The organism is Pseudomonas sp. 05N434 (assembly GCF_056396965.1).
The window spans coordinates 1-10,380 of sequence record NZ_JBFTMK010000176.1 but is presented as its reverse complement, the minus strand read 5'-3'; the positions used below and the strand labels follow the sequence as shown (position 1 = coordinate 10,380).

8 protein-coding genes and 1 pseudogene are annotated in these 10,380 nt (G+C 60.8%); 2 read left to right on the top strand and 7 right to left on the bottom strand.

Annotated elements, in window-relative coordinates:
* Positions 1-2,376: pseudogene (locus AC1DLB_RS13505) on the top strand (hybrid sensor histidine kinase/response regulator); the annotation flags it as partial.
* Positions 2,377-2,554: 178 nt separating this feature from the next.
* Here the strand turns inward: AC1DLB_RS13505 and AC1DLB_RS13500 are convergent.
* Entirely contained in the window at positions 2,555-3,919 is a 1,365-nt protein-coding gene (locus AC1DLB_RS13500) for a DNA recombination protein RmuC (protein ID WP_169342498.1), read from the bottom strand.
* A 175-nt stretch (positions 3,920-4,094) separates the two neighbouring features.
* Positions 4,095-4,418 (bottom strand): SEL1-like repeat protein, encoded by a 324-nt coding sequence (locus AC1DLB_RS13495; protein WP_082920890.1) that lies wholly within the window; start codon positions 4,416-4,418, stop codon positions 4,095-4,097.
* 992 nt (positions 4,419-5,410) lie between these two features.
* On the opposite strand from AC1DLB_RS13495, the gene AC1DLB_RS13490 reads away from it, so the two are divergent.
* A complete protein-coding gene (locus tag AC1DLB_RS13490) occupies positions 5,411-5,635 on the top strand; it encodes a hypothetical protein (RefSeq protein ID WP_007898912.1) in 225 nt (74 codons plus the stop codon).
* 403 nt (positions 5,636-6,038) lie between these two features.
* Here the strand turns inward: AC1DLB_RS13490 and AC1DLB_RS13485 are convergent, their stop codons facing one another.
* From AC1DLB_RS13485 to AC1DLB_RS13465, 5 genes are all read right to left on the bottom strand, one after another.
* Positions 6,039-6,674, bottom strand: coding sequence for a LysE family translocator (locus tag AC1DLB_RS13485; RefSeq protein ID WP_018925150.1), 636 nt, complete (start codon positions 6,672-6,674; stop codon positions 6,039-6,041).
* Positions 6,671-7,456, bottom strand: coding sequence for an SDR family oxidoreductase (locus AC1DLB_RS13480; RefSeq protein WP_477744272.1), 786 nt, complete (start codon positions 7,454-7,456; stop codon positions 6,671-6,673). The genes AC1DLB_RS13485 and AC1DLB_RS13480 overlap by 4 nt, the downstream gene beginning before the upstream one ends.
* Positions 7,453-8,649, bottom strand: coding sequence for an ATP-grasp domain-containing protein (locus AC1DLB_RS13475; protein ID WP_477744271.1), 1,197 nt, complete (start codon positions 8,647-8,649; stop codon positions 7,453-7,455). Before AC1DLB_RS13475 ends, AC1DLB_RS13480 begins: the two co-directional genes overlap by 4 nt.
* Entirely contained in the window at positions 8,646-9,902 is a 1,257-nt protein-coding gene (locus AC1DLB_RS13470; RefSeq protein ID WP_111454359.1) for an ATP-grasp domain-containing protein, read from the bottom strand. The genes AC1DLB_RS13475 and AC1DLB_RS13470 overlap by 4 nt, the downstream gene beginning before the upstream one ends.
* 57 nt (positions 9,903-9,959) lie before the next feature.
* Positions 9,960-10,380, bottom strand: a 421-nt coding sequence (locus tag AC1DLB_RS13465; RefSeq protein WP_477785113.1) for a TauD/TfdA family dioxygenase, incomplete at its 5' end; no start/stop codon positions are given.

Genomic DNA, 10,380 nt, shown 5'->3' with positions numbered 1-10,380 from the left:
GTTCGGTGCTGCCGGACTCATTCGTTATCAGCCTGCCTCTGGCCCAATCTCACCCTGCCCTGGCAATGCTGGCGTTTATCGGCGGCGCTTCGGCGGCGACCAGCATGGTGATTGTCGCCAGCGTGGCGCTGTCGACCATGCTCTCCAACGACATGTTGCTGCCATGGTTGCTGCGGCGCAACAACGCCGAACGGCCATTCGAAGTGTTCCGCCAGTGGATGCTTTCGGTGCGCCGGGTGAGCATTGTGGTCATTCTGCTGCTGGCCTACGTCAGCTATCGCCTGCTGGGCTCGACCGCGAGCCTGGCGACCATCGGCCAGATTGCCTTCGCCGCCGTGACCCAACTGGCCCCGGCCATGCTCGGCGCGCTGTACTGGAAACAGGCTAACCGCCGTGGCGTGTTCGCCGGTCTGGCCACCGGGACATTCCTCTGGTTCTACACCCTGGTGTTGCCGGTTGCCGCCAACAGCCTCGGCTTGCCCTTGAGCAGTTTTCCGGGCCTGGCCTGGCTGCAAAGCAATCCGCTGAACCTGCCGATCACGCCGCTGACTCAGGGCGTGGTGTTGTCCCTGGCGGGTAACTTCACCTTGTTCGCCTGGGTCTCGGTGCTGTCACGCACACGGGTTTCGGAGCACTGGCAGGCCGGTCGTTTCATCGGCCAGGAAATCAGCCCCCGCCCCAGCGCCCGCTCGATGCTGGCGGTACAGATCGACGATTTGCTGCAACTGGCTGCCCGGTTTGTCGGCGAAGAACGGGCCCGTCAGAGCTTCATCCGTTTCGCCTACCGCCAGGGCAAAGGCTTCAACCCGAACCAGAACGCCGACGGCGAATGGATCGCCCATACCGAACGCTTGCTGGCCGGTGTACTCGGCGCCTCTTCGACTCGGGCGGTGGTAAAAGCCGCCATCGAAGGTCGGGAAATGCAACTGGAGGACGTCGTACGGATCGCCGACGAAACCTCGGAAGTGCTGCAATTCAACCGCGCCCTGCTGCAAGGCGCCATCGAGAACATCACCCAGGGCATCAGCGTGATCGACCAGTCGCTGAAACTGGTGGCCTGGAACCGGCGCTACCTGGAGCTGTTCAACTACCCCGACGGTTTGATCAGCGTCGGCCGACCGATTGCCGACATCATTCGCTACAACGCCGAACGCGGCCTGTGTGGCCCCGGCGAAGCGGAAGTGCATGTCGCCCGTCGCTTGCACTGGATGCGTCAGGGCCGCGCCCATACCTCCGAGCGACTGTTCCCCAACGGCCGAGTGATCGAACTGATCGGCAACCCGATGCCCGGCGGCGGTTTCGTCATGAGTTTCACCGACATTACCGCGTTCCGCGAAGCCGAGCAGGCGCTGACCGAAGCCAATGAAGGCCTTGAGCGGCGGGTCGCCGAACGGACCCACGAACTGTCGCAACTCAACCTTGCCCTGACCGAAGCCAAGGGCACCGCCGAATCGGCCAACCAGTCGAAAACGCGTTTCCTGGCCGCCGTCAGCCATGACTTGATGCAACCGCTGAACGCCGCGCGGCTGTTCTCCGCCGCCCTCTCCCATCAGGAAGAGGGTTTGTCCAGCGAAGCGCAGAAGCTGGTTCAACACCTGGACAGCTCACTGCGTTCGGCCGAAGACCTGATCAGTGATCTGCTGGATATTTCCCGTCTGGAAAGCGGCAAGATCAACCCTGATCGCAGGCCCTTCGTGCTCAATGAGTTGTTTGACACGCTGGGGGCCGAGTTCAAGGCACTTGCTCAGGAACAGGGGCTGAAATTCCGCGTCCGGGGCAGCACGCTACGGGTCGACAGCGACATCAAACTGCTGCGACGGATCTTGCAGAACTTCCTGACCAATGCCTTCCGCTACGCCAGAGGCCCCGTGTTGCTCCGTGCTCGGTCACACTTTGCGCGTACGCTCCTGGCCGGGGCGCGGCAGTGTATTCAGTGTCAGCGTGCCGTTGGCTCGGGCACAAGCCGCGGTGCCGGCCAAGGTTGCCGAACTCAATGGCCATTTGCTCGGCGGCGCACAGGTGCTGTGCATCGATAACGAGGACAGCATCCTGATCGGCATGAACAGCCTGCTCACGCGCTGGGGTTGCCAGGTCTGGACCGCGCGCAACCGTGATGAATGCGCGACGCTGCTCAACGACGGGATGCGCCCGCAGTTGGCGCTGGTGGATTACCACCTGGACGATGGCGAGACCGGAACCGACTTGATGGCGTGGTTGCGCACGCAATTGGGCGAGCCGGTGCCGGGGGTGGTGATCAGCGCCGATGGACGGCCGGAGACCGTGGCCCAGGTGCATGCAGCGGGCCTGGATTACCTGGCCAAACCGGTGAAGCCGGCGGCGTTGCGGGCGTTGTTGAGCCGGCATTTACCGTTGTAGTACGGCAGGTTTGGTACACACCACCGTGGCGAGGGGGCTTGCCCCCGTTGGGCTGCCAGCAGCCCTGATTTGTGCAGCTTCGGTGTTTCAGGCATACCGCTCTGCCTGCTTTGCGACTGCTTCGCAGCCGAACGGGGGCAAGCCCCCCCTCGCCACAGATGCCATCGAAAAAGATGGCTTATTCGGGCAACTCGGCCAAGCCATCGACATCCGTCATGGCCCGCTCCAGCAGGTCCGCCGGCAAGCTCTTGCTGGCCCGCGCGCCAAGCAATTTGAGCTGTTCGCTGCGACTGACCAGGTTGCCGCGGCCTTCTGTCAGCTTATTGCGGGCAGAGCTGTAGGCCTTGTCCAGCTGCTGCAAGCGATTGCCGACCTCATCCAGATCCTGAATGAACAACACGAACTTGTCGTACAGCCACCCGGCGCGCTCGGCGATTTCCCGAGCGTTCTGGCTCTGGCGTTCCTGCTTCCACAGACTGTCGATGACCCGCAAAGTGGCCAGCAACGTGGTCGGGCTGACGATCACGATGTTGCGGTCGAAGGCCTCCTGAAACAACGTCGGCTCAGCCTGTAACGCCGCGGAAAACGCCGCTTCGATCGGGACGAAAAGCAGGACGAAATCCAGGCTGTGCAGCCCGTCGAGCCGCTTGTAGTCCTTGCCGGCCAGGCCTTTGACATGATTGCGCAGGGACAGCACGTGCTGCTTGATGGCGATCTGGCCGATGCCGTCGTCTTCGGCGGCCACATATTGCTGATAAGCCGTGAGGCTGACCTTGGAATCGACCACGACCTGCTTGTCGCCAGGCAGGTAAATAATCACATCCGGCTGGAATCGCTCACCGTCCGGCCCCTTCAGATTGACCTGGGTCTGGTACTCGCGCCCCTTCTCCAGGCCCGCGTGTTCAAGCACCCGCTCAAGAATCAGTTCACCCCAATTGCCTTGGGTTTTCTGCCCTTTCAAGGCGCGGGTGAGGTTGGTGGCTTCGTCGCTCAGGCGCAGGTTCAGTTGTTGCAGACGCTCCAGTTCCTTGGCCAGGGAAAAGCGCTCGCGGGCTTCGGCCTGATAACTTTCCTCGACGCGCTTTTCGAACGACTGGATGCGCTCCTTCAACGGATCGAGCAATTGCCCCAGACGCTGCTGACTGGTTTCGGCAAAACGCTGTTCGCGCTCGTCGAAGATCTTGCCCGCCAGCTCGGCGAATTGCGCTCGCAGTTCGTCTCGCGAGCCTTGCAGGTCGTTGAGGCGCTGCTGATGGCTTTCCTGCTGCTCACGCAACTCGGCGTTGAGGGAGGCAGCCTGAGCGTCCAGGCGACGCAACTCAGCTTCTTTGCCGGCACGTTCGATGTTCCAGGCGTGGGCTGCGTCGCGGGCATCGTCGCGTTCGATCTGCAGCAATTCGACTTCACGGCGCAGGGCGGCCAGATCGGCTTGTTTGGCGGCGTTGGCCTGGCTCAGGTCAGCGACTTCATCACGGCAGGTGTCGAGCTGGGCGTTCAAGCCATCCTGCGTCAGCTGGGCCATGGCCAGGCGCTCTTCCAGCAATGCCAGTTCGGCCTGCCCCGTACTCGCCCGACGCTGAAGTTGCCAAGCCAGTATCAGCAATGGCAGTGCAGCGCCCGCCAGCCCCAGCAATGCGCTGGTCAAGTCCATCGCCATAGCCACTCCTGCCGATTAGATAAAGCGTGAAGGTTAACCAAGGCGTCAGGTCTTGGACAGCTCAGTCTTCGATCAGGCCGAGTTCCTGCTGGGCGCGTCGGTCCCCTGCGCGCGCAGCCTGGCGCAACAGGTCCTGGCCAATACGGCGATCCCGGGCATTCCCGCATTCGCGGCACATCAATTGGCCGAGGCGGCTTTGCGCGGCCACTACGCCTTCACGGGCAGGTTGCTTGAGTAAACGTCCGGCGAAGTGTTTGACGTTGGGGTTTTCGCCCAGGCGCGGGCTGTCCAGTAGCCACTCGGCCACACGCATCGAAAAGCGCTTGGGTGGGTTAATGCTGGAGGGTGCTGAGGCAGGAGAGACTGGTACTGAGCGAAACTTCATAAAGCACTGTGGGGCAGATCGGAAGGCGCGCCACTCTACTCTTTTTTTCGCACAGGTAAAGTCGAGAAAAGCCTGCACGCCCGTCCTAGAGCAAGCGCTCGGGACAATCCACAGAAGCTGTGGATAACTCAGTGGACAACCGCCCTTGAAGTCGCGCAAAGCCGTGTGGAATGGGGCTCGCAGTCAAACTGACGATTTTTTCACCAGTAAAAAAAAGCGATGTTTTTCATTGACTTAAATTTTCGTTACAGGCACCCACCCTCGGTGAAGCGAGGATGACAGTGGGATGACAGTCCGCGCAACTAATGTGCACAAGTACCTGCGAGGCGGTTATATCAGTGCGCTTTTTCGGCGCGTTTTTACGGTGACGCCTGGGGATAAACCCGGCAACCCGCGCCGCAGATTGATCCTGGCTCGATCGCCCTCTCGGATCAACGGCCGTTTTTTGGGCAATTGCGGGGCACGTGTCGGCCGATGACATTTTCCGACAGCACTTGCGGATGTGGTCGGCCGGCACTTCAGTGTTTTTTTGCGAGCAGGCTTCCCTTCGGCCATTCAATCCGTTAGTATCCGCGGCGTTAGTACCAAGCTGAAAGTCAATTCTGGTCGAACAAATCCCCCCGGTCAGCCTTCCCTGAGAGAAGCCTTCACCGACAAAGCGGGATCGACCACCTCGATGGTTTCCAGGTAAATCTTGCGTCAACACAGCCTTTGAATCGAAAGCAAAGGGTGTTGCGAAGTTCACTTACTCTGACCGAACCAGCCTGCAAATTGATCAGGATCTTCACCCCGGGCCCAGAACCTTTGCCCCTGATGTGTTGCCTGCCCTCCTAAGTACCTACCTGCCAGCCCAAGCGCGCCAACTTATCAGCGCTTCAAACTGGCTGCTTTGTTCCAGTCGGGTTCTTCGTTCGACCAATGGTGGTCGTCGTCACTGGAACGTTTTAATTTTGCACGGTTCTTATCCGTGTCGCTTGTAGGAACACCCGATTATGTCTACTCAAATCCACACTCAGGATGCCATTCGCACCCTAACCAACGCTTTTGCTCCAATGAACTGCCTGATCATGGCCGCTCGCAAAGGCTGCTTCAGCTTCACTCTGGTCAACGAACACGGCATCGCTCGTCACAGCGAACGCCTGTACCCCGATCAATACTCCAGCGCCGAGCCGCTGCAGGCTGTGATCGAGCGTACTCGCCAGGCACTGGTTGCCTGAGACGCCAGAAAGGCTGAAAACCTCAAAAGCCCTGCTGAAAAGCGTAATGCCGCTCACTTAAGCGGAGCAGCCTTACGGTCCACTGGAAACCGGGGCTTTGATATTTTCACCGTCCCTGGCCTTGAAGGCCTTGGACGGTGATTCAGCCCCCCCTCCGATACCGGTTCTTAACCCTGCCAATCATCCGCCTGTACCTGAAATCGGGTTGTCCGCGGCCATCACGATCAGTTGCACGGCAATGTCCCCGCACAACCGCCGGATCTACGCACAAGATTACGCCCATGCTGGGCGCACCATAAAAATCCGATGCCAGAGGTCTGGCATCGGATTTTCGAGGAAGTCCGGCTGAGGCTCAAATACTCAAGTGAACAGCATTACGGTCAGGCGAAACACTCGCTCCCTATCAGGTGAGCGGTTTGCGCAGCAGGATATCGACCGCGAAGACGCCCAGGACAGTCCCGGACACCCAGCGTTGGGTGCGCATGGCAGAAGGTCGCTTGGCCAGGAATCCACTGACCCGGGAGGCGGCGAGAACGATCATGCCGTTCACGGTGACGGCAATGGTGATCTGTACCAGCCCCATCTGGATGAATTGCTGGAAGGTAGATCCTGCGGAAGGGTCGATGAACTGCGGGATCAGCGCGGAATACATCAGCGCAATCTTCGGATTCAGCAGGTTCGTCACAAGCCCCATGGTGAACAGCCGTCTCCGCGAGTGAGGTGGCAGCTCCCGCGCCTCGAAGGGGGAACTCCCCCTGGGCTTCAGCATGTTCCAGGCCAGATAGCCCAGATAAAATGCGCCTGCGATCCTGACGACATCGTAGGCGACTGGCACTGCCTTGAACAAAGCGGCCAGTCCCAGTCCCGCCGCCAACAAGTAGCACACGAAGCCTAGCGCCACACCCGCCAGCGAAATCATCCCGGCCAGCCGCCCCTGGGAAATCGCCCGCGAGGTCAGGTAGACCATGTTGGGACCCGGTGTCAGCACCATGCCCAAGGAGATGATRGCCACACCGGCCAGGCTTTCCAGCGCCATCATTGGCGTGCTCCATCGTTCAAAGGGGATGTTTCGGCCCGCTGCGGCTCGAACCAGCCGAGGCTGCCGCGGAACAGCGCATGCTGAGCACGCTGTGCCACTGGCCGAACCACGATTTCATCGACATTAACATGTGCAGGCTGATCGGCAACCCAAGCCACAACCTGGGCGACATCGTCCGCGCTCAAAGGCCGGTCGACATCCTTGTAGAGGGCACTGACCCGTTCGGCGTCGCCGCGAAAACGATTCAAGGAAAACTCTGGCGTATGCACCATGCCGGGGAGCACTTCGGTGATGCGCACCGGTATACCCTTCATCTCCAGTCGCAAGGAATGGGTCAGTGCGCGCTGGGCACTCTTGGCCGCGCAATAGCCGCCTCCCCCCTCATATCCGGCTAGCGCAGCCGTTGAGGTGATATTGATGATGCACCCTTGGGACGCGATGAGCCGAGGCAATAGCAGTTGGGTCATCCGCAAAGTCCCAAGGACGTTACTGTTGAACATGTTCGTCCAGTCCTCGGCACTGGCCGCGTCTACCCCATCCAGGCCAATCGCCCCGCCCGCACAGTTCACCAGAAGATCGCACTCGAAAACCTGCACCAAGTCCTCCTCTCGCGCCTGTGTCACATCCAGCACAATGGCGCGTCCGCCGGTTTCGCCGGCAATCTGCTCGAGCCGATCCCCCCTGCGCGCCACAAGGAATACCCGCCAACCACGACTGGCCAAGGTACGAGCGCATGCCTCGCCAATGCCACTGCTTGCACCGGTAACAACTGCTGTTTTCAAGATTGAGCTCCCCATGCTTCGGATAACTGTTCGAAGATCTTCCCCACGTCACGTACCAGCGCGGGACGATCGAAGCTGCGCAGCCGAAGGCGCGTGCCAGCGCCCTCATAAACACCGCTGGCGAAGCGATCCAGGTTCTGCGGTTGAGCCCAGTACAGGGTACCCAAGCCTTCACGCGGCGAGCTGTTGCGGCGGGCGATCACCCATGCCCCCCGCTCGCGGTGCAATGGCCTGCCCTCCTTGCTAAGGCTGCGCGCAAGGTCCCGGTAGCGGGTAGACGCCCCGGTCTGGATTTCCCAAGCGATCCCCAGCAGGTCGATATCCCTCACCTCTCGCCAGAGGAACGGGATTTCGGCGCCACCGACCCGGGCACCGATTTCCAGGAACAGCAATCTGTCATCCAGGTCGAACAGTTCGAGGTGGAAGACGATTTCTCGCTCAGGCGCGAAGACCGCCAGCAGTTGTTCGACCCGCCCCGCAATCCGCCGTTCGTCGTCGCCCTCCTCGAGTTCGATACTGCCCAGCGGGCTATCCGGACCGAAATCGGCACAGCTGTTCACATAACGCGACGCCGTGACTACCACAATCCGTTGCCCATCCCACCAGCCGTCAACGTGCAGGATGGGGGCCGCGCAGCAAGCCTGGACCATCATCGGCTCCATGGCCTGCCCGATCTGATCAAGATCCCTTGGGCCGCGAAGAAACTTTACGCCGCGACTCGCCGTGCCGTAGCGCGGCTTGAGCACCAGCGGATAGCCGTGTTCAGCGGCCAGTCGCTCTACCGCTTCGCGGGAATCGGCAGGCGAAGCAGGCAACACGCCGATCGACGATTGCCGGCCTGCGACCTCCAGCATGGTGAGCTTGTCGCGGAACCGCTCGGTCCACGCGACAAGATCTCCCGGTACCTGCCATCGCTCACGGATAGAAGCCGCATTGAGCAGGTCGCCCTCATTGAGGGCAACCACCAGCGCTGGAACCCCATGTTGCTCGACCAGACGCTCGGCCTCAGCCATGACCGCCTCAGCATCGTCCAGTGAGACGAGCACCGAGCTTGACGCCAGGCGCTCGCTCGGCAGGGACGCGCAGGATTCGGGCGTACAGATCGCCCGAATCTGCATTCCTGTCGGCAGTTCGTATCGGTCGTATAGCGCTTGGCTACCGACCCAACGGTGCAAGCAGAGGACATATTTCATGCCGTGGGATCCACGATGAAGTTGACCGCCGCTACCAGTTCATCACCGATACGCACGGCATCCTCGCGCGAGGTGCCTGTTGCCAGGACATACCCTGAAACGCAGTCGGCAACGGTGTCGAGCGGTGGAATCGTATCGCCCTCATGCTTCTGGATGACTACGGCACGCTCGGCTGCGCCCAGTTCGAACAGGAACGGCAAGAACACCCGTGGAGTCTCGCCTGACTTGGTATGGCGCACATCGACGTCAGGCTTGAGATCGAGCTCGACCTTTCTGACCTTGCCAGGTGTCGGTACGAAGAACTGGATCGCGGCACCCGCTTTCGGCTCGGGCGACACTTGCGGCAGAGTGTCGATACCCAGCGGCACAGTCAGGAACATGCGGTTCAGGTCCAGGCCGAACGCACGCCGCACCAGTTCAGGGGCACCCGAGCCCGCCAGGCGAGCATGGGATTCGAGTACACGAGGCCCCTTGGGGGTCAGCACGAACTCACTATGGGAGGGCCCCTCTTCCAGTTCTACCGCGTCGAGCAGGCGGCAGGTCATTTCCTTCAGCTCGCTCAGCCATTTCCTGGCCTCGGTGCTCGGCGTGCTGACTTCCCACTCAACGTATTTGTCGTTCATGCGGTACTGGGAGTAACCAATGGGAAGGTGGCGCCCCTGGAACGAGAAGGAGTCGACGCTGACGACCGGCCCCTCCAGGTACTCCTCGATGATAATGTGCTTGACGTCGGCATCCTGAAGCGCCTGCCAGGCCTTGGAAGCAGAGGCTGCGTCATCGCAGGGATGGATATGCAGGCTGGCCACGCCTTCGGCGGGCTTGAGAACCGACTTGCCATGCTCTTTGACGAACGCGACGGCATCCTGCGCACTGGTGACATGGCGATAGGCAACCGGGCTCAGGTTGTGCTCGACCAGCAACTCGCGCATGGCCACTTTGTCCTTGAGCAGGCGCGCAGTCTTATAGGAAACCCCGGTGAGACCGAAGTGATCGACCACTTTGCCCGTTGACTCGCCTGCCACTTCGGTAGTGGTCATGATGCGATCGAACGGACGGTCGCGGTGCAGGGGCTCGAGGACCTTGATGATGGCCTCGGCGTCGTCAATCCTGGCATGCACCACCTGTTCGCAATGGGCGAGGATTTCCTGCTCGTAGTCACCCTCCTGATGCACCAGCACTACGTCGATGCCCAGCTCCTTGGCACCGTGAATGGGCGAGGGACGACCACCGACTACTGCGATACGCTTATTCATGCATGAACTCCCTGTCTACTGTGATGTTTGTTGTGTGATGGTTCTTGAAGCAAAGGCTCAACTGCCGTACACCCGGCGCAGCCAGCGCGCCTTGCCGTTGAGCAGAGGCTGGAACGCCTTGCGCCGGTGCAGCACGCGGGCATTTTTGAAAATGAAGAAGTCGCCTGGTTGCAACACCACCTCTATACCCTGGGCATCGCGCAGGCACTGGCGCAGGAGCCCAAGTGCCTTTTCGCTGTCCAGGTCGAGGGCGGCCACGATGCCATCGTCAAAGCGCAGGCGATAACCGCCCTCGTCGTGCTCCAGCACCGGCAGTACCCTCGGCTGGCCATCGAAGCCCTCGTTGGAGGCAGGGGCACCAAAGGTGTAGGCAGACTTCTGCAACTGGGCGATCGCCCAGCCGGGCAGCTTTGAAAGGACATGATCCACACAAACAATGTCGGTGGAGGCGCCTTCAAAGTTGCGCACGGCGGTAAAG